The sequence below is a fragment of the Cellulophaga sp. L1A9 genome (genome assembly GCF_009797025.1).
In the GTDB taxonomy this organism is placed as follows: Bacteria; Bacteroidota; Bacteroidia; order Flavobacteriales; family Flavobacteriaceae; genus Cellulophaga.
The window spans coordinates 522,848-548,389 of record NZ_CP047027.1; the positions used below are offsets into that span (position 1 = coordinate 522,848).

17 protein-coding genes are annotated in these 25,542 nt (G+C 30.6%); 11 read left to right on the forward strand and 6 right to left on the reverse strand.

Annotated features, from left to right (window positions below):
* Nucleotides 1–76: 76 nt before the first annotated feature.
* From GQR94_RS02130 to GQR94_RS02180, 11 genes are all read left to right on the forward strand, one after another.
* Entirely contained in the window at nt 77–964 is an 888-nt protein-coding gene (locus GQR94_RS02130) for a YafY family protein (RefSeq protein ID WP_158973845.1), read from the forward strand.
* Nucleotides 965–1,062: 98 nt separating this feature from the next.
* Nucleotides 1,063–1,650 (forward strand): BrxA family protein, encoded by a 588-nt coding sequence (locus tag GQR94_RS02135; protein ID WP_158973847.1) that lies wholly within the window; start codon nt 1,063–1,065, stop codon nt 1,648–1,650.
* Between the two features lie 10 nt (nt 1,651–1,660).
* Nucleotides 1,661–2,251, forward strand: a complete 591-nt coding sequence (locus tag GQR94_RS02140) for a BREX protein BrxB domain-containing protein (RefSeq protein ID WP_158973848.1) — start codon at nt 1,661–1,663, stop codon at nt 2,249–2,251.
* 6 nt (nt 2,252–2,257) lie between these two features.
* Nucleotides 2,258–5,770 carry a BREX system P-loop protein BrxC gene (gene brxC, locus GQR94_RS02145; RefSeq protein WP_158973850.1) on the forward strand — a complete coding sequence of 1,171 codons (3,513 nt, stop codon included), beginning with the start codon at nt 2,258–2,260 and terminating at the stop codon, nt 5,768–5,770.
* Between the two features lie 3 nt (nt 5,771–5,773).
* Entirely contained in the window at nt 5,774–9,355 is a 3,582-nt protein-coding gene (gene pglX, locus GQR94_RS02150; RefSeq protein ID WP_158973852.1) for a BREX-1 system adenine-specific DNA-methyltransferase PglX, read from the forward strand.
* Nucleotides 9,356–9,357: 2 nt separating this feature from the next.
* Nucleotides 9,358–11,886 (forward strand): BREX-1 system phosphatase PglZ type A, encoded by a 2,529-nt coding sequence (gene pglZ / locus GQR94_RS02155; protein WP_158973854.1) that lies wholly within the window; start codon nt 9,358–9,360, stop codon nt 11,884–11,886.
* A gap of 2 nt (nt 11,887–11,888) precedes the next feature.
* Nucleotides 11,889–13,895, forward strand: coding sequence for a BREX system Lon protease-like protein BrxL (gene brxL / locus GQR94_RS02160; RefSeq protein WP_158973856.1), 2,007 nt, complete (start codon nt 11,889–11,891; stop codon nt 13,893–13,895).
* 82 nt (nt 13,896–13,977) lie between these two features.
* A complete protein-coding gene (locus GQR94_RS02165) occupies nt 13,978–14,598 on the forward strand; it encodes an alpha-ketoglutarate-dependent dioxygenase AlkB (protein ID WP_158973858.1) in 621 nt (206 codons plus the stop codon).
* A 20-nt stretch (nt 14,599–14,618) separates the two neighbouring features.
* On the forward strand, nt 14,619–17,093 hold the full coding sequence (locus GQR94_RS02170) for an Hsp70 family protein (protein WP_158973860.1): 2,475 nt from the start codon (nt 14,619–14,621) through the stop codon (nt 17,091–17,093).
* Between the two features lie 3 nt (nt 17,094–17,096).
* On the forward strand, nt 17,097–18,272 hold the full coding sequence (locus GQR94_RS02175; RefSeq protein ID WP_158973863.1) for a 3'-5' exonuclease: 1,176 nt from the start codon (nt 17,097–17,099) through the stop codon (nt 18,270–18,272).
* Between the two features lie 10 nt (nt 18,273–18,282).
* The gene (locus GQR94_RS02180) at nt 18,283–19,884 is read left to right on the forward strand and encodes a hypothetical protein (RefSeq protein ID WP_158973865.1); all 1,602 of its coding nucleotides are present in this window, start codon (nt 18,283–18,285) and stop codon (nt 19,882–19,884) included.
* 563 nt (nt 19,885–20,447) lie between these two features.
* Here GQR94_RS02180 and GQR94_RS02185 read toward each other — a convergent pair.
* The 6 genes from GQR94_RS02185 to GQR94_RS02210 all read right to left on the reverse strand — a co-directional run bounded on the left by GQR94_RS02185 (nt 20,448) and on the right by GQR94_RS02210 (nt 25,125).
* Nucleotides 20,448–21,638, reverse strand: a complete 1,191-nt coding sequence (locus tag GQR94_RS02185; protein WP_158973867.1) for a primase-helicase family protein — start codon at nt 21,636–21,638, stop codon at nt 20,448–20,450.
* A 2-nt stretch (nt 21,639–21,640) separates the two neighbouring features.
* Nucleotides 21,641–21,955, reverse strand: coding sequence for a hypothetical protein (locus GQR94_RS02190; RefSeq protein WP_158973869.1), 315 nt, complete (start codon nt 21,953–21,955; stop codon nt 21,641–21,643).
* Nucleotides 21,945–22,364 carry a hypothetical protein gene (locus tag GQR94_RS02195; RefSeq protein WP_158973871.1) on the reverse strand — a complete coding sequence of 140 codons (420 nt, stop codon included), beginning with the start codon at nt 22,362–22,364 and terminating at the stop codon, nt 21,945–21,947. The genes GQR94_RS02190 and GQR94_RS02195 overlap by 11 nt, the downstream gene beginning before the upstream one ends.
* A 77-nt stretch (nt 22,365–22,441) precedes the next feature.
* Nucleotides 22,442–22,774: a helix-turn-helix domain-containing protein gene (locus GQR94_RS02200; protein WP_158973872.1), complete on the reverse strand. Its 333-nt coding sequence runs from the start codon at nt 22,772–22,774 to the stop codon at nt 22,442–22,444.
* A gap of 147 nt (nt 22,775–22,921) precedes the next feature.
* Nucleotides 22,922–23,932 (reverse strand): hypothetical protein, encoded by a 1,011-nt coding sequence (locus tag GQR94_RS02205; RefSeq protein WP_158973874.1) that lies wholly within the window; start codon nt 23,930–23,932, stop codon nt 22,922–22,924.
* A 2-nt stretch (nt 23,933–23,934) separates the two neighbouring features.
* The gene (locus GQR94_RS02210) at nt 23,935–25,125 is read right to left on the reverse strand and encodes a phage integrase SAM-like domain-containing protein (protein ID WP_158973876.1); all 1,191 of its coding nucleotides are present in this window, start codon (nt 25,123–25,125) and stop codon (nt 23,935–23,937) included.
* Nucleotides 25,126–25,542 lie beyond the last annotated feature (417 nt).

The window sequence follows — 25,542 nt, forward strand, 5'->3', positions numbered from 1 at the left end:
TTTAGATCGGTGTTTTAGTAACTTTCTTCGACTGTATACTTATGACGATTTACTCTCCGAAATTAATAAAATATTAATGGAATTAGGCACTGAAGGTATCCAACTTCGCCAGTTACAATATGATATAGATCATATGAAGTCTGATCTAGGCTGGGCTATTGAATTAAATGAAGAGCTTAAGATAGGTCGCAAGAAAGTATTCCGCTATTTAGATAAAACATTTTCTATAGCAAACCACCCACTTAATATAAATGACGTTGAACAATTGGAAACAACCATAGCTATTCTATCAAGGTATAAACACCGTGCAGAATTTAATTGGTTAGAAGAATTAATACCCAGAATGGAACAGTCATTTAAACTTGTAGAAAGCGGTGATAATGGTATTATTAGTTATCAAGAGAATCTAGATTTAAAAGGACGAGAGCATATCGGAACACTGTTTAATCTAATATTAAAACGTAAGCAGATACAAATTAATTACGAACCCTACGGAAAACCGCAGTTTAATGTAAAAATTTCTCCGTATCATGTCAAACAATATAATAACCGTTGGTTTTTGTTTTGTTTTAATGAAGAATATAAAACAATTTCTAATTACCCTTTAGATAGAATAAATAGTATTGAAGAACTAAATAATAGTTTTGCGCCTAGTACTATTAATTGGCTGGATTATTTCGATGATATCATTGGTGTGACAAAACCAGAAGAAGGGAAGTTAGAAAAAATTCATTTAAAATTTTCTGAAAAGCGCATAAACTATGTGTTGACGAAACCTTTGCATGGATCTCAGAAGGTGGACAAAACAGATTTAGATGGGCGTACAATTAGTATAGAAGTGATACCTAATAATGAATTGTATCAATTACTATTATCTTTCGGGGAAGATTTAGTTGTTTTATCGCCATTAAATATCAGAGAACAAATGGTATGTAGAATAAAAAAAATAAATAATAATTATTAATATGCAGATGTGTTGCATGATTAAATTTGATCTTTGTTTAAAGATTGAAATAATTTAGTAATAAAGTCATTAAATAAAATCTATTACAAAAAAAATAAATGCCAAATAAGCAAAAATACGACGCAAACTTTACGGCAGGTGGAATATTCTTTAATGAGTTTTCTAACCTCAAGCCCTATTTGCTTGAAGAAGATTTTGAAGAAATAGTTAAGAATGATATTGAAGAGAACAAGATTCTTGCAATAACAACTTTATCAGCAAGAAAAAGAATTGTTTCAGAAATTATAAGACGGCATAAAGTGATGTCTTCTGGTTTTTGGAGCTTTTTTCAAGACTTAAATGAGTCAGAATCAAAATTAGCATTGTTATTTGTTTGTCTAAAAACCTATCCCATTGTATTTGATTTGCATTTTCAAGTAACTGTTCAAAAGCAAAAACTAGGATTGTTATTAACAGAATACGATGTGCAAATGCGATTAGATGAATTGTCTTCATCATCAGTAGATGTAGAGAGTTGGTCTGAAACAACCATTAGAAAGATTAACACACAATATCGAACAGCTATAAAAGATGCGGGTTTATACAATAATGAAAAATTGCATAAACCTATAAATATTAATCAAACCTTTTGGGCCTATTTTAAAGAGAACGATGAAGTTTGGTTTTTGGATGCCTGTTTTATATAAAAAGTAATAGATGACAATAGCAGAATTATATACACATTTAGCAAATGATGATTTTAAGGATTACGAAACAGGAAATTTATTTTTCCCTGCATATATGTATATGTATAATGCAGAAAATGAATATCAAATAGATGCGGAAATATTAGATATTAAAAATCGATTACATCGTCCCACAAATTATTTAGATGTTATTGTTTTAGATATTTACGAAGAATTTATCATGTATTTAAAACAAGAAAAATTTGCCAAATCTAATAAGTTCGATTTTTATAATGCACACGAAAACAAAAAGCCAGAAGCTGTAAATAAATCTTTATTTAAAGATGCGTATGATACTCGGTTTTTAGAGTTTTTAAATAATAAAATACAAGCACATTTAAAAATTGACGATTCTTTTCAAAGATCTTATGTGTTTATAAAAGGTTTTGGAAATGCGTTTCCATACATAAGAGCAAGTCGCTTTTTTAACAATTTTGAAAAGTATGTAAAAGGATATAAACTCATAATGTTTTATCCTGGAGAAGCCAAAGAGTATTATTCCCTTTTTGGATTATTAAAAGATGAAAATTTATATAGAGCTATTAAACTAATAAACGAATAAGAACCAATGCTATTAAAAGACATTTACGCTAGAGATATTAGTAGAGATATTAATCCTGCAGTTGTAGTAAGCAATAAGGATAAAGAGACTATTAAAGCAGAAATAAAGGAGTATGTTTTTACCAAAGAATTAATCGAAAAATTATATCTCATTGTAGATACCGTTTTAAATAAAAAATCGGGTAAATCTGGTATTTGGATTAATGGTTATTATGGTTCGGGTAAATCGCATTTTATTAAGTATGTCCATTATTTATTAGATGTAGATACAACAGAAGTTGCTTTTGAGGCTTTTGAAAAGGCTGTAGAAAATGAGTATGACGCCATGGATGCTGGCAATAACCAAGATATTACCGTTAGTAATCTAAGATTGTTAAAGAAAAAAGCACAAGGTTCGAATTCAGACAACATTATGTTTAATGTGGAGGATGAAACCGATGATGGAAGCCAAGAACGTCTTACTCGTATCTTCTTGCATATGTTCAATAAATTTAGAGGGTATAATTCAAATGATATTCCTCTTGCCGTTTTATTAGAAAAACAATTAGATAAAAAAGGTGTTTTTGAAGATTTCAAAATAAAAGTAGAAGAAGAAACTGGCTTCAATTGGGCAACGGATGCAGCCGATGCTGCTGCTTTTCAATTAGACGATATATTAGAAATTGCGAAACAGTTTATTCCAGAATTAGATAAAGTATCATTACATGCTAAATTGTCTAATCCAGAAAATTTTAAAGTTGGTATAAGTGCTACATTGATCCCTGAACTACAAGAATTTTTAAAAGGAAAAGATGCAAACTACCGTTTGTTGTTTTTAGTAGATGAGGTGTCTCAGTATGTAGGAACTAACAAAGAAATTCTATTAAATTTTCAAAATATTATAGAGCGTGTTAGTAACGATTGTAACAACCAAGTTTGGATTGCTTGTACAGCACAACAAACCTTGGATGAAGTTTCTATAGGCGCAGATGGCGTAACAGATGTACAAGACGAATTTGGTAAAATCTTAGGGCGTTTTGATACGCGTATTTCATTACAAAGTAACGATGCCTCTTACATTACGCAACGTAGAGTATTAGATAAAAACAGTAAGGGTACAGAATATTTAACCAATTTGTACCATGACAATAAAGATTATATAGATAATCAGTTTAAAATAAATCATGATTTATATAAAGGCTATAAATCTGAGGATGAATTTATCATTGGGTATCCTTTTGTACCCTATCAATTTAAATTGATTGCGCACGTTTTCGAAGCTTTTCAGCAATTACAATTTGTAATTAAGCAAGTAAAAGATAACGAACGCTCAATATTAGGAATTACACATTATACAGCCAAAGAACATGCTGATGATGCAGTAGGTGGGTTTATGCCTTTTGATGCGTTTTATAACAAATCATTAGAAACCAATTTAACACAGAGAGGTTATAAAGCTATTCAGAATGCATTAGAATTATCTTATGTTAAAAACGATGCCTTTGCCCAACGTGTAGTAAAAGTGTTGTTTATGATTTCTAATTTGTTAGAAAACCAACGCCAAACCTTCCCTTCCAATATTGAAAATTTAGGGGTATTGTTAATGGATGCTTTAGATCAAAACAAAAAGGAACTTCAAAAAGAAATTACTAAAGTCCTAACGCGTTTATCTGAAGAAAGTATTATTCGAGAAGAAAAAGGAAGTTACTTTTTCTTTAATGAAGATGAAATGGATGTGCAAAAACTAATAAGTAGTCGCGTTATTGGCATGGACATACGTTATACTACTTTTGACACTCTATTAAGACCTTTAATAAATGTAGCACCAAAAGTTTCTTTTGGTCAGAACGATTTTAGGGTAGGGTATTCTATAGAAGGAAAAGAAATTTTTAGAAACGGAGATTTTGATATTACCGTTTTACTTAGAGATAATACACCGCTAGAACAGAAAGCTTTAGATATTAATAAAAAAGAAATTGTTGTTGCCGTTAACGAGTGGTTTACTAAAGATGAAACACTTAAAAAGGAATTTGAATGGTATTGTAAAACCAATGATTATTTTCTAAATAGCCCTTCTGGAGGATCAGGTAGTAGAGCTAGCACGAACGACAACTTTAGAACACGAAATAATCAGCTTGGTAAGAAAATTATAGAAAGTTTAAAATCTAATTTAGCTGAAACTCGCTTTGTGTCTCAAAACACTATTATAGAAAGCAGCGAAATAAACGGAAGTACACCTGCAGATCGTTTTTCTAATGTAATAGAAGCACACTTAAAAGGTATTTATAAATATCACGAGTTATCTAACGGCTATGCACGTAACCAACAAGAATTAAAGAAATCTGTAGCAGACAATCAAATATTAATGGAAACATTAGAGCCTGCAGAGCAAATGGTTAACGATTTTATTTCGTTGAACAACGATCAAATTACGGTTTATGATTTAATTAAACACTTTGAAAAAGAACCTTTCGGATGGCGCTTTGAAGCTTTATTAGATGTTTTGGTACGTTTAGAAAAGAAAAAGAAACGAGAGTTCAAGTATAAGGGTAAAGAACGCTATAACCGAGTTGACTTTATAAACAAAGCAGTGTCTACAGCAGAAAGAACCTCTTGCGAAGTCGTTTCTAGTGAGGAAATAGATCAGGAAACACTAGACAATGTACTATTAGCTTATAAGAATATATTTAATGAAACCTTAACTGGCGATCAGATAAAAACAGATCAGAATAAATTATTCGATACGCTTCAACATATCCTAACTAAAAGAGAGCAAAACTTTTCTAGTTTAGAATCTAATTATAGTAAATATGCTTTTGGAGCTTGCTTTACGAAAGTAAAAAAGGAATTGAATCAGTTCATTCACATTGCAGATCTTAAAAAACTATTTCGCAGCATTACTGAAGATCAAGAGCAGTTAAAAGAACTTGTTGATAAAGCGAAAGCCATAGAAGATTTCGCAGCTAACAGATTAACCAAATACACAGAAATTAAATCTTTTGTAAGTGTTAATAATGATAATTTTAAACTCTTAGCCGAAGTGGATTTAGAAAAAGTAAAGAAGATAAACGACTTTTTCACCTTAGAAGATCCAAGAACAGCCTTCAGGCATATAGTAAAAGCACATGAGGAATTAGAAAATGCCATCACTTCTAAAATTAAAGAGCTAAAGGATAAAACGGTAAAGGCTTATGAAGCAGTTTTTAAAGAATTAGAAGACGAAGCAGGTAAACGCAAAGTGGCTAAAAATGTGTATAGCGATAAAGAATACACTTTAGGAGGAATTAAAAACTTAACCTCATTGTCTGGCTTAAAAAACAAGTTTTTAGAAGTAACTAATTTTAAGGCTAGCGAGCTAGAAAAAATCATAAAAGCGACACCCGTTGCTAAAGGAGATAAAGCAGCAGAATCTGCAACCTATTATGTAACAAAAGGCATTTCTACCATTACTACAGAAAAAGAACTGGATGCTTACCTATTAAAATTACGTAGAGAAATGCTACAATTATTAAACGACAAGAAAAACATCATCATAAAATAAGGTATGAATACAAAAACGTTTGCACAAGAAGCTCGTAAAATACTCATGCAAGGTGTTGCTAAAAAACTATTGTATTGGGGATTTAATGATAAAGGAGAAGTTTTAGAACAACCAGAAAAAGTATCTGGAGGTTACAGTTTTAGAGGCGATGTTTTTGATGATCCTTCGGTGCCTAATTTATGGAAATCATTAGAAAATGCTATTAAAAACAAAGGTATTGACGTCGTTGTAGAAGAAGCAGCTTATACCTGGTTTAACCGTATTATGGCATTGCGTATTTTAGTGAAAAATGGCTATGAAGAACCACAATTAGAAGATGCACAAGGTTTAGAACACACGCCAATCATTTTACAAAAAGCACGACAAGGTAAAAGTGAATTTTTAACTGCGGAAGAAAAAAACAGGCTACAAAAAATACTAACAGATTACAGCAAAGACCAAGAGGCTTTTGCCATATTATTAAAAGGCTATTGCCATAGTCATAAAACCTTGCAACGTGTTTTTGGTAAAATAGACGATTATACCGAGTTATTGCTACCAGACAACATGCTGCAAACCGATGGTTTTTTGCATTTATTAAATACCACAGATGCTATAAGTGATGACGACTACCAAAAAGTAGAACTCATTGGTTGGTTGTATCAGTTTTATATTTCTGAAAAGAAAGATGATGTGTTTGCATCCTTTAAAAAAGGGAAGAAGGCAGAAGCCAAAGACATACCAGCAGCCACCCAAATTTTTACACCTAATTGGATTGTAAAATACATGGTAGAAAATACCGCAGGAAAAATTTGGCTAGACAAACACCCAAATTCTGCATTAAAAACCCAAATGAAATATTTGGTAGAAAACGAGTCTGATGCTACAGCCGTCAGTTCGAGTGCGCAGCGTATCGAGAACAAGGCGATAATTAATACTGTAGAAGACCTAACCTTAATAGACCCAGCAGCAGGCTCAGGACACATTTTAGTAGAAGGTTTCGACCTTATCTACAAAATGTATATAGAAGAATACTATACAGCGGAAGAAGCAGTGCAATCTATTCTAAAAAACAATTTATTTGGTTTAGACATAGACGATAGAGCTGCGCAGCTAGCCACTTTTGCTATTCTATTAAAAGCTGCACAAGTATATCCTGCTATTTGGAGCAAAGATTGGTTGCCTAATGTGTATGCCATGCCAGAAGCAGCAGATTTTAGTGTACAAGAAATCAAAGATTTTTTAGGCGAAGATGGTGCAGATTATATAGAAGAATTAGATGCTGCATTGCGCTTGATGAAACAAGCGAAGAATTTAGGTTCTGTAATGAAACTAGATATTAGCGAAGAAGCAAGAAATTATATTGAAGAACGTTTTACCAAAATCAAAAATACCGAGTTTAGAGATTTTAATATTGAAGTCATTTACCCAAAGCTTAAAACCTACATTCCTGTTTTATTACTATTAACTAAAAAATATACTTCTGTAGTAGCAAACCCACCTTATATGGGACAGAAGAACATGAATGCAGATTTAAAGAATTATGTGAATGCAAATTACCCTTTATCAAAGTCTGATTTATTTGCAGTTTTTATGGAGTCTACTGTAGCGATGAATCTACCTAATGGTTTAATGGGAATGATAAACCAACATTCATGGATGTTTTTATCCTCTTATCAAAAATTAAGAGAACATATTTTAAAAAATTTCGGTATTGTAAATATGTTACATCTAGGATCAAGAACTTTTGAAGAACTAAGCGGAGAAGTAGTGCAATCAACAGCTTTTGTTCTTAATAAAGTAGCAATTCCTTCTCATAATGTTTTGGATTATTCAGGAACATACTTTCGTTTGGTAGATTATAAGAATGTTAATGAAAAAGAAGAGAATTTTCTTGAAAGAAATAATCAAATCTCTAATATTTCTCAAACTAATTTTCCTAGAATTCCAGATAGTCCGATTTCTTATTGGTTATCTAAAAATGCATTAGAAATGTTTAATTGGAGTAAGCTAGGGGATTATGCATTGCCTCAAACTGGTTTGCAGACAAGTGATAATAAAAGATTTGTTAGGTTATGGAGTGAAATAGATTACAATACTATATTTTTTGATTGTAAAAATATTCTTGAAACTAAAACTTCTAAGTTAAAATGGTATCCATATAATAAAGGTGGATCTCATAAATGGGCAGGAAATCATGAGTTTTTAGTTAATTGGCAACATGATGGAAAAGAATTAAGAGAGTTTAATAATTTCTTAAATTCAACAAGAACTTCGAGTATTGGAATTGGTAGTACTGAGTATTTTTTTCAAGAAGGAGTCACAATAAAAAAAGTAGGATCAACTGGATTTAGTGCTAGATTTTTAAATTCAGGATATATTTTTGACGCAGGTGGATCTGTTTTTTTCTCTGAATGTCCAGAAATTTTAGTTGCTTTCTTAAATTCAAAGATTGCGACTTATGTATTAAAAGTACTTAATCCGACAGTAAACTTTCAAGTTGGAGATATTAAAAGAATTCCTTTTCATCATAGTTTAGAAACGAGGAAAGATTTAGTCGATTTAGAAAAAGAAATATATGGTTATTCAATAAAAGATTGGAATTCAAGGGAGGAATCTTGGGATTTTGATAAATCACCGTTAATAAACAACACCAATTCTTTAGAAGAAGCATATTCAACATGGCAAAATGAGGTTACTAAAGATTTCTTTCAACTGCACAGCAACGAAGAAGCACTCAATCGCATTTTTATAGCTATTTATGGTTTACAAGACGAGCTAACACCAGAAGTGGCTTTAAAAGATATTACCATTTTACAAGAAGAACTCAAGAAAAATGATGTAGAAAAATTAGAAGAAGCGTTTAGAGAACAAGGTGCAGAAGCTATAGAGTTACCAATTAATAAAGCAGAAGTAATCAGTCAATTTATTAGTTATGCTATTGGTTTATTTATGGGACGTTATCGTTTAGATAAAAAAGAGTTAAATATTGCGCATCCAAATCCAACTAAAGAAGAGTTAGAAAGTTACAATTATAACTATGGCAACATTATTATAGATGAAGATGCTATTCTACCATTGATGGGAACAGCTTGTAATTTTCCAGATGATGCTTTACAACAATTATATAGCTTGCTAGATGTTATTTGGGGTACAGAAACACGTACAGATAACATCAACTTTATACAAGACTGTTTAAACAAAGATTTAGAGAAATTCTTGGTTACAGATTTTCACAAATACCATTGTAGCATGTATAAGAAAAAACCAATTTACTGGTTGTTTGCGTCTAAAAAAGGCGCATTTCAAGTCTTAGTCTATATGCACAGAATGAATGCCTTTACAGTAGAAAAAATACGTGATAATTATTTATTAGAGCATATAAAAAATATAGAGGCCGAGATAACCTTATTATCAAGTAACGAAGCCAATTTAAACACCCAAGAAGCTAAGAAGTTAGAACAATTACGCAAAGACTTACAAGAATGTTACGAGTATGAAGCAGAGTTAAAAACGGTGGCAGACAATCAAATCACTTTCGATTTAGACGATGGTGTTACCGTAAATTACAAAAAGTTTGAAACCGTAGTGGCAAAGATTAAATAAGTATGATAGAAACTAAAGCCAAGCAATACTTTACCGATTCACCTGCACTAAAAATCTTGTTTCTATTTGATGAAGCACAAGAGTTTTTAGAAGAGGTGCAACGTATAGATACTTCAGATTTTAAAGTGGTGTATTGGGAGAATAATCCGTTTATATTAAAATACCAATTAACGCATGAGTTAAAAGACGAAAAAGTATTGTTGTACTTAAACTTACCACAACCTAATTCTCAAGAGGCATACCACCAATTCCCATTAATGGGTTTATTATTAGCAAATAAAGAATTACAGCTAGACAATGTTGGTGCTTTTATGGAGGAGTTTGGTTTGCAACGTCACCAAAAAAGCATGGTATCTAAATACATGGCAGAATTAAAATATGCAAGTGTAAAGGACGTTGTGAAACCCATTTTAGTATCGGGTAATTTTCAGGAAAAAGAATTACAGCAAGGGTTATTATCCGCATTTTTAAAATTTAAAAATGTAGAAAATTGGGTGGTTTTAATCACCAAGTTGTGCATATTGGCACAAGAAAAAAATGAAGTATCTTTTAAACGTGTGCAACAAAAAATAAAAGGCACACATTTAGCCGATATTATTATTGCAAAAGTAGGACATCATATGGGCTACAATTTAAAAGCAATTTCTGCCATAGAGTTTTTACAAGCAGCAAAAAGTGTATTGTACAATTACACCATGCAAAATAGTCGTTTAGCAAAAAACGATCCCTATGCCACATTAAAAATTAATGATACCAGTCATCTAACATCTATCAATCAGTTTTGGCAAGTGGTAGAAAGTAATCCTTTAGTTTCTAACGGTTTTCAAGAACTGTTAGTAAACATTCAAAACGATATTAAAGGAGAGCAATTGGTTAAGGCCTATGGCATAGAAGAAAATTATGCTTTTTATCCAAATAACTTAACCTGGGCAATTTTAGAACAATTGCAAACAAAGATCATTACAAATGATGCTGTTGGCTTACAAGTATTAGAGAATTTAGGATTACAACAAGAAGTACAAGGAGCAGCTAAAGAAACGGTTCGTTTTTTACGACAAGTATTAAAAACATCATTAGCAATAAATAATATTACAACATACACTTTAAATACACCAGAAGAGTACATTGCCTATTACACCAACGAAGTATATAAAATTGACACCAATTTTAGGAGAGCTATATTGTATTTTAATGAAATTGATAGTGTAGAAGTACCTGCAACTATAGATTTAGAAGCATTAAAAAATCATTTAAATGAGACTTACAATAAGCATATAGATCAATTAAACAGACAATGGTTACAATGTTTATCTAGAATAGATTTTGACTACAAAACCATTCAAACACCAAAACAATATGACTTCTATAAGACAGAAGTTGCTGAGGTGGATCAGAAAATGGTAGTCATTATTTCTGATGCATTGCGTTATGAGGTAGGAGAAGAACTGTTATCTAAAATGCATGGAGATACTAAAAACACCGCAGAAATAAGACACATGTTAGCATCTGTTCCATCTAGAACGAGTGTTGGTATGGCGCAATTATTACCTGGAGAAAAAGTATTTAATTCAGGAAAGATTTTAAGCGATGGACTTTCAACAGAAAGCACCTATAGAAGTAATTTACTTCAAAAGTATAAATCAAATGCAGAAGGCGTGCAATTTGAGGCTGTAAAAAATGCGAAGCAAGCAGAAAACAGAGCGTTGTTTAAGAATGATTTAGTATACATTTATCATGATGTAATTGATGCAAGAGGAGATAAAAGAGTTTCAGAAAGAAAAACATTTGAAGCAGTAAGGGAAGCAATTGCAGAGTTAGAACGGTTTATTAAGTTACTGCACAGTTCTTACAATGTGACCAATGTATTAGTGACCGCAGATCATGGGTTTTTATACAACGACAAAAAAATTGTAGATAAAGAATTAGAAACCTTACCAAGCGATACATTTATTTCTCATAATAGATTCTTTATTACAAAAGAAAAGAAAGAACAAGAATTGGGATATACTTTTCCACTTAAACAAACCACAACTTTTAAGGAAGACTTTTATGTAAATATTCCGTTTTCAGTAAATAGGTATCGTAAATCTGGTGTAGGACATCAGTTTGTACATTGTGGAGCTAGTTTACAAGAATTAATAACACCATTAATTGTAAGTTCTAGAAAACGAATAGAAGTTGCTAAAAAGGTGAATCCAACATTGTTAAACAAAGGCAAACTTCGCGTAGTATCCAATGTGTTGAAATTTAATATTCTGCAGGAAAACGAAGTGTCACGTTTAGAAAAAGAAAGAACAATTAATATCGCATTATATAAAGAAACAACTTTGATAAGTAATAGTGTTGATATTGTTTTAAATAGTACATCAGAAGCACCAAGCGATCGATTAACAAATGTAGAGTTAATTGTAAACGCTGAGTTTTCTAACGAAAATGTTTTTAAATTAAAAGTATTTGATATAGACGATATGCTAAATCCTTTAATTGAAGAGTTAGTAATTAATAACACCTTATTGGCGCAAGATTTTTAGTTATGAGTTTAAAAGAAAAAATAATACAACATTTCGAAGGTAAAGTAGTTCGTAAAGATTTAACAGCAATAGTTAAAGGGAGTAATCCTGTTCCTGTTTATGTTTTAGAATATTTATTAGGACAATACTGTGCTATTGATGATGAAGAAATTATTGCAGCAGGTATTGAAAAGGTTAAAAATGTAATTAGAGATAATTATGTACACCGTTCGGATGCAGAAGTTGTAAAAGCTAAAATTAGAGATAGCGGAAGCTATAAAATTATTGATAAAATTAATGTATCGCTTAATGACAAGGCGAATATATACGAAGCAGAATTTGCTAGTTTAGGTTTAAAAGGAGTTCCTATTGCTGACAAAATGGTAATGGATAACCAAAAACTATTAAGTGGTGGTGGCGTTTGGTGTATTTTAAATATTGGATATTCTCATGCAGATGATATTACAATGCGCTGGATTATTGTAGATTTGAAACCTATTCAAGTTTCTAATGTTAATTTGAAAGAATATGTCGATTTAAGAAAAGAGTTCACAACGGAAGAATGGTTGGATCTATTAATGCACAGCATTGGGTTAAATCCAGAATATTTTAATACGCGTGATAAGTTTATACAGTTGTCACGTTTAATTCCACATACAGAAAACAACTATAATTTTATTGAATTAGGACCTAAAGGAACTGGTAAGTCTCATATATTTTCAGAGTTATCACCGCATGGTGTTTTAGTGTCTGGAGGCGATGTGTCTAAAGCGAGACTATTTGTAAATAACACAGGAAATAAAATTGGATTAGTTGGCTATTGGGATGTTGTAGCACTCGATGAATTTGAGCAAGAAAAAGGAGGAAAGCGTACCGATGGTGATTTGGTAAAGATCATGCAAAATTACATGGCAAACCAGAGTTTCAATAGAGGTAAAGAAACCTATCAAGCCACAGCGTCTATGGCTTTTGTGGGCAACACGAAGCATAACGTGCCTTATATGCTAAAGAACTCACATTTATTTGAGTCTATTCCTGAAGGCTATTTAAAAGGTGCTTTTTTAGATAGAATGCATATGTACATTCCTGGTTGGGAAGTTCGTATTCTTAAAACAGCAGTCTTTTCATCGGAGTATGGTTTTATAGTAGATTACCTAGCAGAATTGCTGAGAGAAATGCGTAAGTATGATTTCTCATCTATTATGGATAAATACGTAAAGCTTGACGGATCGTTAACAACAAGAGATAAAACAGCCATTAGAAAAACATTTTCTGGGTTAGTGAAATTAATATATCCGCATCAAGAGGTTTCTGAAAAAGAAGCTTTAGAGCTTTTAAATTTTAGTATTGAAGGACGAAAGCGTGTGAAAGATCAATTATATATTATTGATGAAACATTTAAATCAGAACCAGTTGATTTTAAATATACTATACTGTCCAACGGTGTTGAGGTATATCCTGAAACACTAGAAAATTTAAATTACAAGGCGGCAGTTGAGATACAGGAAGAAACCGAAGCAGAAGATTCTGGAGAAGTCGTTGTGAAGCCTAAATTAGAACTAAAACCACATCAAACGATCTTAAAAGATAATCAAACAGGTATATCCTATAAAAAACTCTTTGCTAACTATTTAAAAGGCGCTAAGAATATTACCATTCAAGATCCTTATATCAGGATGTATTACCAGTTTAAAAACTTATTAGAATTCTGTATCATGCTAGGGAATATTAAAGATCCTGAAGACCAAATCAATTTAGAAGTGGTGACTTGGAATCATGATGAATATTTGGAAGAATCAAGATCGTCATTAGAAGAATTAGCTCAAAATGTAGAAAGTATAGGGATAAACTTAACATTTCGTTTTGAACAACATCACGATCGTTTTATTGCTGCAGATAATGGTTGGAAAATTACACTAGGTAGAGGCCTTGATATTTTCGAGAAGATTGAAGAACGTTTTAGCGTAGCTGATATGGATCAGACCAAAAGGAAGTGTAAGTCTTGTGAGTTGACGTATTTAAGAATTTAATTAAGTTTGAATGTATGCTAAGTGATTTACATTTTGTAAATTAAAATTTGTTAAACCTTCTTAAAAGAATATAGATTAGTAAATGGATTTATTTAACCAAACACCAAAAAAACGCGAGTTTAAGAAAATAAAATTAAAGGATGGGGAGGTTTGGTATATGGAAAGTTTTATACCTCTTGATAAAGCCAATAACTACTTTAAGACTTTTTTAGAAACAATTAACTGGCGACAAGAAGAGATAAAAATGTATGGAAAAACCTATCCAGTACCGCGTAAAACTGCTTGGTACGGTTATGAAGGCTTTAATTATAAGTATTCAGGTATTTTATGTAATCCAGAACCTTGGACAAAAGAACTTCTAGGTATAAAAAGGGTAATAGAAAGTTTTTTACCAGAATCAGATTTTAATAGTGTTCTCCTTAATCTTTATCGAAACGGCAGTGATAAAGTAAGCTGGCACGCAGATGATGAAAAGGGACTGGGAACGAATCCTTTAATTGCATCTGTAAGTTTGGGAGCAACAAGGCGATTTGATTTAAAGCATAAAATAGATCCAGATGAAAAACTCCAGTTAGAATTAGCTCCTGGATCATTAGTTATTATGAAAAGTGCTTTGCAGCATAATTGGTTGCACCAAATTCCTATACAAAAAAGAATTTTTGATTCAAGAATAAATCTAACATTTAGAACTATTGTGAGCTAATGAGTGTTTACAATAAAATTGTGGAAGCCATAGATGAATTAAATGATGCACCACTAGAAATTAAAGAGTATTTACAATCTCTAAAACCAGATGTCAAGCACTTAAGAGTTTCTTATAGAAAACCACCGCCCGTTTACGTGGATTATGCATTACAAAACATTCAAAGTGCATATCTCATTACTTATCTACCACATTACTACCAACTTATATACAAAATATTATTAGAGCAGAATTTACAGGTTATGAAGTCTAAAACAGCTTTCTCTGCTGTTTTTATAGGTGGAGGACCTGGATCTGAAGCTTATGGAACTGTAAAATACATCCTTGATTACTGTCCTGATATAAAAAACATCTCTATTGATATTTTAGATATTAACGCGAACACTTGGGACTATAGTCATTCAGTTTTATCTGGGTTTTTGCTTCCTGAACTGAATGGTTATAATGAAGTATCCATAAAATGGAATAGCCATCAATTTAACCTAGTAAATAAAAATGACATAAAATTAAATACTTCTCTTATTGATAATGCAGATATAGTTGTTATTCAAAACTGTATTAACGAAATTGCTAAAACAGACTATCAAATATTAGAAGAGAATGTTTTGGAGATTTTTAAATTATTACCTGATTATTCTTCTTTATTGATGGTAGATTTAACTACTAGTGTAAGATCAAAAATTGCTAAACTAGAGCAAGTTGTTGAAAGTTTTTTTCCAGAGTTAATTAAAACAACTACATCAGGAAATAAAGGAGCTTCTGCCTTAACTTCTATTAATTATAGGCCATCTCAAATTATTAGAGAAAACTTATTGGACTTTTCAGATGGATTAATGCCTCGGAAAAACTTAAAGTATGATTTTTCACTATTGAATAAGAGTTCCTATTCAATAGTGGAAGATAAAAAGCGAATTGGGATTAACGCTATTTACCGTCCTTTGAGTAATATTAATGAATCTATACAAGATTTAACAAACTGTTCATTTATTGGGATAGACTTTGGTACTTCAAGCTCTGTTTGTTCTATTGCGTATATTCAGAATGATTCTCTTAAAGTAGAACTATTAGAGATCGAGCAAAAAGACCATTTGGGTTCAATATCTAGTAGTACGATAGTTCCAACTATAATGGGTATTGTTGGTAAACAGTTTTTATTAGGTAAATACGCTCAGGATAGAAGACATGAATTCACTTTTGGAGAAGATGGTTGGTATGGCTTTAAAGAGAATATATTAAATCTGGAAGATCAAATATTTCCTGAATCTAGATTATTGAATCATCCATCTCTACAAATTAACAACGGAGCAGATGCTCTTGTTGTTTTCTTTAAAAGATTAAAAAGCGAAATAGAAAAAAATGTAATCGAAAAAGGATTGTCGTTAGAGAAACGTTTTTCCTTCAGTACTCCTGCAAATTATGGGCTAAAAGAAAAAGAACTACTCGAAAAATATATTGTTCAAGCTGGATTTGAACAAGGAACTTTTTCCTTTGTAGAAGAACCAATTTCATCCCTTCTTGGGACTATTCATCAGGAAAATTTAGCCTTGGACCTAGAAAAAGACCTAAACATTTTAGTTATTGATGTAGGCGCAGGAACAGTTGATTGCTGTGCAATTAAATTGCTAAAAGACACGGATAATGTGATGGCAGAAACTCTAGCTATATATAGAAATGAAAACATAGGAGGCAATCTTATCAATAGACTAATTGCTAATAAACTTTTTGAAAAAGATAATAGTATAACAATAGATGAAGATTTTGTTTTGAAAATTTGTGAAGAATCAAAGCTTCAATTTTGTAAATCGTTTATGGTTGATGCTCAAGTCGACTATTCTTTACCAGAATTAGCTAATTCCAATCAAAATAAAAATTGCCAAATTGGATCTTATGGAATAGATACCAAGCTTCAGTTGAGTTTTTCTGAGTTTAATGAATTAATGGAGGTTTACTTTAGTGGAGGTGAGGGTTTCAATGGTTTTTCAGACACTATAGATAAAACGCTTTCTAGCGCAACTTTAGAACATAGTGAACTTGATCATATAATAATATCAGGCGGTGGTGCTAAAAATCCCTATTTGCGATCATTATGTGCGACTTATTTTGATGTCTCAAAAATAATCATGCCAAATAATAGTCAAGAACAGGTTGCTTTAGGCAATGCTATACAATCATTTGTCACGAATGCTTTTGGTAAACAGGTTATAGAATCTGTGCTAAATAGAAATATTAATATCATAGAAAGTGGAAAGCAAAAGCCTATTTTTAAAAAAGGAGAAGTACTTCCTACTTTAGAATACGAGATTAACATTGAAAAGAGTAATAATTCTTTAGAGTTTTATTCAGAAATAACCAATGAAAGCATCCACTTTAAATGGGATCAATCCATGGGAGCAATAAAAGCAATTATAATAATAAATCAAGAATCAAGAGTTATTTGTGATTTAGTTACTAACTCATCAATTATTAGAGTTAAACCAATTATAAAAAAAAGATAATATATGCAGTGGATGATAGAAGAAGCTAGGCTTGGTCCTGAGCAAAGAGATATTATTGAAGAAATGAATGATTTGAATGGCAAACCTGTTTGGATACAAGGTCATGCAGGTTCTGGGAAATCTATAGTATTACTACATGCGCTAACAGACTATATAATACGTAATCCAAATGCAAAAATCGTAGTTGTTGTTTTTACACATGCATTGATAGATTTGTTATCTTCAGGTTTAAGGCAAATTCCAGCATTAAACGGTAGGACTATTCCAGTAATAACTATTTATGACATTAATGGCCGCCTTTATAGAAAAGAAAGGTTTGATGCTATCTTCTGTGATGAGATACAGGATATCCCAACAGTTCTTTTGGAAAGAATAAAAAAGGGTTGTAATCAATTAATCATTGCAGGAGATGCAGCACAATCGATTTACTCTTCTGTCCCTAATTTTAACGAAAGACCAGCAACTAAAGAAGAAATAATACAACAACTAAATCCTGAGGTTAAAAACACAACAACTATTTATCGGCTAACTAGAACTCTCATTAGCGTACTGAAGAATGTATATACAGATCTTTTCGCTGATATGGTACATATTGGAAGAGAAGATTCTGAAATTAGACTGTTTAAAACTGACTCTTATCATAAAGAGATAGAATTTTCATGGAAAGAATCTAAACAGATCAATATTGATAGACCAGGCGAGGTAAATGCTGTGTTATTCTATAAAAGAATTGATATTATAAAATATGTAGATACTGTTTTAGCTTTAGAAGGAAAAAAGAAATGGTCAACTGGTACTTATCCTGATTATGACGATGAGAGTAGAAATTATACAGAAATGAATAATCACTTAAATAGTCAAAATGTACCTTTGATGTATGTCGGAAGTAAAATTGGATCACTTGAGAAAGCAGATAGTACAAACAAAATTGTAATTATGACATACCACTCTTCTAAAGGATTAGACTTTGATGCGGTTTCATTACCAAATATTCAAACAGATTTGAGTACATCTGACAATGAAAATGCATTAATTCTTGTAGCTTTGTCTAGAGCTAAAAGAGATTTATTTATAACGTTTACAAATACAATGTATTCTGGCTATAGCAGGTTTCTTTTAAATACGCCCGTTAAGTTAATAAACGATTCAAAAAATGATAACGACGACGTCGTTTTTTAAAAAAACAAAGATGAAAAATATAATTGTCATCCTACAACGCGCAGAACTAAACTATCTAATTAAATATGATAGTATAAGAATAGCATCAGATAGAATAATAAATCTTACATATGAGGAGTTTAAGCAACTGTCTGACAAACAGAAGATCGCTATTTTGCAAAACTCGTTACCAATTTATGAGCAAGAACACGAAGTGTTTTTAATAGAATACCACGCGAATTCAATAGGCTATGATAATGGGCCAATATTAGAATTCAAAGGGATTTATTCACTAATTCCTTTGTCTGAAATAGGGGCAAGATTACTATCTTCCAAACTGAATACAGACTTCAATGTTTTAAAGCCATTAGAATCGAAACTTTATAAATCTTTTATTAATAATAGAAGCCATCTTTTAAGATATAAAGCTGGACAACAACTTTGTTCATTATACCAGGTTCCAAATCCTAAGGAAGAATTTATAACAGATTTCAAAACAGCTACATTATTTCAATTAAATGAAGCTACTCCTAACGGTAATGATTCTACTCTAGCACATCTTATTGATTTTAATATTACACCAAGTTTCATTCCAGAAGGAAATATAGAAGCTGTAATAAAAGCTGCCTGCGTAGGTATGAAAAAGTTAAATAAGGAAGTCGATCAAATTACGAGAAGTACTTTTTATAGCTTTGTGATTAAAGAAAAATCAGCAATAAATAGCAAAACATTATATAAGGCCATACAATATATTGAAGAAAAAACAGATCTTGATAATGAAGAAAAAACACGTTTTAATAAACTTAAAAATACTTTATCGGAGAATGGTAAATATGCAAATGCATTCCTGCTTTTTAGCTACTTTTATTTTTTAAAGAAACAAATAGAAAAGAATGACTATAATATTTCGATAGCTAAGGATGATATCCTAGAATTGAAACATTATGACTCAGAAGTAGCCTCAAAAGTACTCTTTATGTTAGGATATACTTTCTCAATACAAACCATATCAAAGTCTATTCAATCATTTTCAAAAAGCAGATTACTAAAAACTCAAAAGAATTTAGATTTAGATTGGAGTCCTAAAGAAGTTGTTGAACTTAAATCAGAAAATAAAAAATCTAGTCAGGAAGAAAAACCAGTTGTAGTTGATCTCCTTATTAAAGAAAAACAAAACTTAAAACCTTTATCTGACCTTCAGAATAGCAATGATAAAACAAAACTTAAAACTAATGAAGAGAGTACAAAGGATAAAAACGAATTTGATGTAGACACATCAACAAGTAAACAATTAGAAGAAGAAAAAACTCCAATCGAAAATAAAATTAATGAAGAGGCTCCTCCCTCTATTGTTACGTTTAGTAATATAAAAAAACCTGACTCTGATTTATTTTCAAAGAATATAAAAACAAAAAACAAATCTCTTTTTACTTTTCAAGAGTTTGAAAATATTCTTAAAAAAAGGAAATCATTTTTATCTAAAATAGTAAATGCACTAAAAGCAATAGGTATACAAGAAAGTGAAATTACAGAAGAAATATTAATTAAGTGTTTAGAAGACCTTGATGAATATAAAAAACAAAATGGAGGTCTTAAAGTAAATGCGAAAGAGTCCTTAAAAATTTTTGAATAAAAAGAACTTTACTAATACAGAAAGTATATCAACCCAAAAAGTGGTTTTTTCTTAAACTAGATAAACTCAAGCAAGGAAAAATTGGTTACAATTATAAGGATATTGAAGTATTCTAATTTCAGAGCTTAAAGTTAAAAAGCTCTAATAACTAATTTGGGTAATCAAATGAACCTCATGATCTTCTTTTTTCAGAGCATTAAATGGGATTAGTTTGTTTAGTGATGGCATTTGTTGTAATTAGAATTTGGGGCTGAATATCAATATACTCTGGATATGGTTTCAATTTATCTTTATTTTATCATTATGAAAATAAAAAAAACCAAAACTAGTCTCTAAGTATTCTCAATAATTGAACTATAGCAATTGATACTAGAAATTATTTACAATTGTTGAATTGTTGCTATAGCCATTGAAAGCAAATGTTAATGGGAGGTCTTAAATAAACATCATGGAAACATCATGTCAACAACAACCGAAAATAAATGTTGCCTATAAGTTGATTTTTAGTTTTCATTACAAGTGCCAGCTAGCATGGCATTAAAGTAACTCAGCAACAAATCAACCTAATTCTTGAACTGTTCCTGTTTAAAGGTATAATGACGACCTTTATGATTGGTTTCTTCTACAATTGGTTTATTCAAAGTAGAGTTAGAAATATGATATTTAATATACGTGCTGTTTTTAGTTTCTAAATTATACTTGTTTTTTAGAAGATCAGAAATTTTAAAGGAGGAAACTCTAATATTGTTTTTAAGTAATTTATCCACTAAATCTCCTGCGGAATATTTTAGTTCCTCTTTTTCAAACATGTAAAATTCATCACTAATAATTTGCTCCAACTCTTTATGTAGATAGGTCTTGTTCCCATCCTTTAAAACTCTCAAAGCATCTGTGTAAATTTGATCTTTAGTAAACCACATCCTAGTTTTTTTAGGAGAAATAATTGATCTATTATTTATGAAATCTAAAAAGCAAGGTATTTCGGTATTTAAGTCATCCAATAAATTCGGGTTATCCTCTTCCAAATTAAATGGAATAATTTTTCTGACCCAGTACCTCGTTTCTTCAGCATCTATATATACAAAGTTCTCTTCATTATTAGAACATAATACAAACTTCCCGAAAAAACTGCCTTCTACTTTGTCTTTTCCTTTTGCTTCACTTTTATAAGTTTTAGCAGTTGCTAGATTCTTCAGGCGTTCACTATCTTCTCTTTTATCGAGTAAGACTTCATCCACAGCAATTATTAATTTGGAAGCCCAATCAGAGTTAAACCTAGATCTAAAATCTTCATTATTATTAATAGTCATGTTATTTTGAAAAATAAGTTTTAACCAATTGATGAATGTTGTTTTACCAGTGTTTCGTTCATTACTAACAAGACATAAGATTGGTAGTACCTGTGAAGGGTATTTCCAAAGTACACTTAGATAATCAAGAGCTAAATTATATTGCTCTGCAAAAATATGTTTTAGAAATTTTTCCGTCTCTAAGAAATCTCCACCATGCGTTTCGTGATTTAATTCTTCATATTTATTATAAAACCCATCAATTTCAGATTTATAATTAGTGTGAGATGGAATTAAGCAAAAGCCATCATATTTGGCGATATCCTTTATATATTCTTTACCGTGATCTGTACTTATTTCATTTTTAGACCAAGCAACTAAAGTTTTAATATGGTCTCCACTGTGTAATGGTATTGTTACATCCTTATAATAAGTTGTTCCTATTCTTAAATATTTTTGTTCCATAATTAAACGTTTATTTTAAGGTGCCCCATTTTACTGTAATCAATAATTGGATTTTTATTTTCAAATAATAAGGAAATATTAATGCCTTGCATAGAGTGGTCTTCCTTGCACATTCTTATTATTTCTTGCTCCATATCATAAAGTGGTAGACGGGGTAAATATTCAACTATTTCTATCATGATATTAACTTTTGTAATTAATGCATTTATCATATTCCTATTTATTTGTTGATATGTAGTAATGCTAATTAGATCCCGATATAACTCTCTCAGGTGCGTTTCAATTTTATATTTAATAAGTTTTTTATTATTTGACATGTGTATTTTTTTTATAAATTATTATTTGGTTGGTGATATCAAAATATGCCCTAGCCCCATCAGTTCTTGGTGGTATATTTTTAATGAGGATCATTTTACTGAAACCAATATTTAATATTTTTTGAATATCTCCTTTAGTAGCAGGTTTGTTTTCTTCCTTAGTTAGTAGATTAGTAGCAAAATTGGTTGCTAAAGTTCCAACTGCAGCATTCCCAATGCCAGACCAACTCATTTTTTCCTTTACGGATACTTCTTTTGGTTTTTTAAAGTCTGGCAAATTTTCCTTTGCTTTTTTTCTTTTTGTAAAAGAGTTTACACGGCAACTACTGGAACAGTACTTTTGCTTAAATCTTCTTTTTGGAGTGTATGCTTTTCCACAATACTCACAATTGTATGTATATCTATCCATTTCTCGTTATTTTAACGTTAGACTAACGCTTATTGAAATGGTTTTTTCGCCAATCCTGATATCTATTTTATCCATAATTAAAAAGATTTACTTTTTTTCTGAAATAAAATATCAGTATCCGCTTCAATTTCATTTATGGTTTTCTGTTTCCCTTCTTTTATCCAATCTATAATTTCAGATTTGAAAAAAAATAAACGACCATTTTTTTTGTGATGAGGAATTGTGTTTTTTTGACAGAATCCATAAATAGTAGGTTTACTATAACCTGATAGGCGTTCTACCCCGTCAATAAACAATGGATCGTCTGTTTGGATTTGCGCCTCTACCTTTTGATATAATAAGGCCTTTAATTCTTTGATTTCTGTTTTAATCTCTACAACGTCTTGTTGTGTTTGTTCAAATGCTATCATATTTGCAGTTTAATAATTAATTATACCGCAATTTGAGTCTAAACCAAGGTTGGAATTTTCACGAATTTTCACAAGACAATTAAGTAACTGCCTTTCAGCACTTTAAAAGTATATTTTTTTTTACTTCGAATTTTCACGAAATTTAAATCATATCTTATATAACCTTTTAAACTCTTTAATAATTTCTGGATTTCCGGAACTAAAAGCTTTATATTTCTCTTTTGTGTTTTCATTATTCTTAATGTTAAAAGCCTTGCAAAAAGCACTTCCAACAATTTTGTAATCAATTATTTCAGGTATAGCATAATTCTTTAACGCAATAGACAAACTACTCAGCAAACTTTTACCAGAACCGTAAAGGTTACCTCTTTTAGAAATAATACGGTAATCTTCATCCCAAATATGGTTATTTACCCCGATGTCAATAAAATCATGAATAGAAATTTTTGCTGTTGCCAACCATATTTTTTTTAGCTCTTTTAAATGTTCTTCTTCATAGTTATCATTTATACTATCATTTATGTAACCAGTAGTTATACTTTTTTCTTTCTCGATTGAGTATTTATCTTCAAAGTATTTCTTTTTTTGATTATAAAATTTCCTAGGTGTATCTAATAATTTCACAATAGATTGATCTTCATTTCTGAGAATATTTGTGTAGTGATCTACAACATTTGACAGCTCATTTAGGATTTCAAAATTTTTCAAACTGTCTAATCCCAAATTAAATAATTGTTCATTGTAAAATAGCCTATATGTAATCAGAAACTCCTGTATTACAATAAATTTAAGCTTTCCAATTTCTCCATTATTTTCAAAGTCTATAATATCCAGAACCCTCATAACTAACATTTTTTTTTCATCTATGTTAAGTATTTCGTCAAATAATAAGAGGTCTAATGAAATAACAATCAATACATATTCTAATTCTGTATATTTCTCGTCATTAATTATAATGAGCGTTATTGACAGATACTTTTCAATTCTATCCTTGTAAATTTCATCATCATTAATATACTTTTTAAATAATTGAAGATGAATTTTGCTTTCTGTAAAAGCTGAATGGTAAAGAAGCTCTTCTACTTTTTCAACTATATTAAATGGTGTCATTGCCGTTAAACTAAAAAGCAACTCATTACATGTATATTTGTTTATCATAATTAAAAATCCATAATTGAGTTAGCGAATTCCTTTTTGGCTTCATCCTCAAAACCAGCAAAATAATTTTTAGTCACACTAAGGTCGCTATGATTTAAAGCTTCACTTATAAATTCCATACTAGCCCCCTTACGAAGTGAATTAGTTGCGAAACTATGTCTTGCATAGTAAAATGAAATATCCTTTGGTAAGTCATTTGCTTTTGCAATTCTCTTAATGTGGTCATTCACATAGCGCGTAAAGTTTTTTATTTTTTTATGTTGTTCTAAAGTATCGTCTTCAGAACTTATGATATCAAATACAAAACCATTCTTACATTTAATTCCATATTGTTGGATAATACTTTTCGTAAAGTCAGTCAAATAAATAATAATCTTAGTTTTTTCTGCAGTTTTATCAAAAGTTTTAGCCCTATAGTAAGTGAATTTATCATCTTTGATATCCGAATATTTTAATAGCGCAATGTCCTTTGGATTTATTCCGTTGCAGGCAAAGCTAAAAAACCAAAAATCTTTAGCTTTTGCTTCGTTGCTATTTGCTGTTTTAGATTCGAATAAAACTTTAAGCTCATTTGAATTTAGAGCCTTCTTTACTTTTTTGGTTCTTGGTATTTTGTATTTATTCTTTCCGAATGGGTAGTAATCAGCATTAAGGTCATTGACCTCAATTGCATTATTGAAGATAACTCTTAGCGTTCTAGTGTATATTGAAACTGTAGTGTAACTTTTGCCCATAGCCAGCATATGTTTTTCATAATCTTTCAACCACTCTATAGTTATATCTTGAAATCTTAGCTTTTCTATAGCGCACCTCTTTATTTCTTTACTAAAATTACTTAAAGAATTTAAAGTGTATTTGAAGCTTTCAGAAGTATTTATTTTGTCATTTTTAATGTTTTTTTCAATAGCTAAATGAAAATGATAATATAAATTGTTTTTGTCAGAAGTTTTTCTAAATAGCTTAAATTCAAACTTAGAAAAATTAAATACATCCATTAACTTCGCTTCGTCATTTGCTCTATTTTCAATAGATTGAAGCCTTAAACGTAAATCTTTATTTGAGCCTCTAAGATTACGATTTTTAGGATTTAACCAAATATCTTCAAACTCTTTTTCCGTTAAGTCAATGTCTAAACTATACCATTTTTCTTTTTTACTTGTTTTACCATAAACACGGAGTTTTACAGGATACATTCCAGTTCCTTTTTTTCTGCGCTTATCTAATCGTATAGAAATATTGTAACTCATTACTAAATTATTTCTGCAAATATACATGTCTTGCAGAAAATTTGCAGAAAAAAGGACATAATAATAAGATATCCATCATTAACGATAATCAAACAATCCCATTAAAAACAATGACTAACAGTAGTATTAAGCTATAAATCTGCAACCATCATCAACTATATTTATTGATTACGGCTCAAGAGGTTACTGGTTTGAATCCAGTCGAGGTCACTAAACAATATCAAACTCCTACTAATCTTATGATTTGTAGGAGTTTTTTTTATTAGTATTGAAACTTTTGGCACTTTAGAATTGTTACTATTCTTGCTCCGTTATTTTATTAGGCATTAGCATTTTGATTAGCCTTTAACTTCCCCTTTAAAT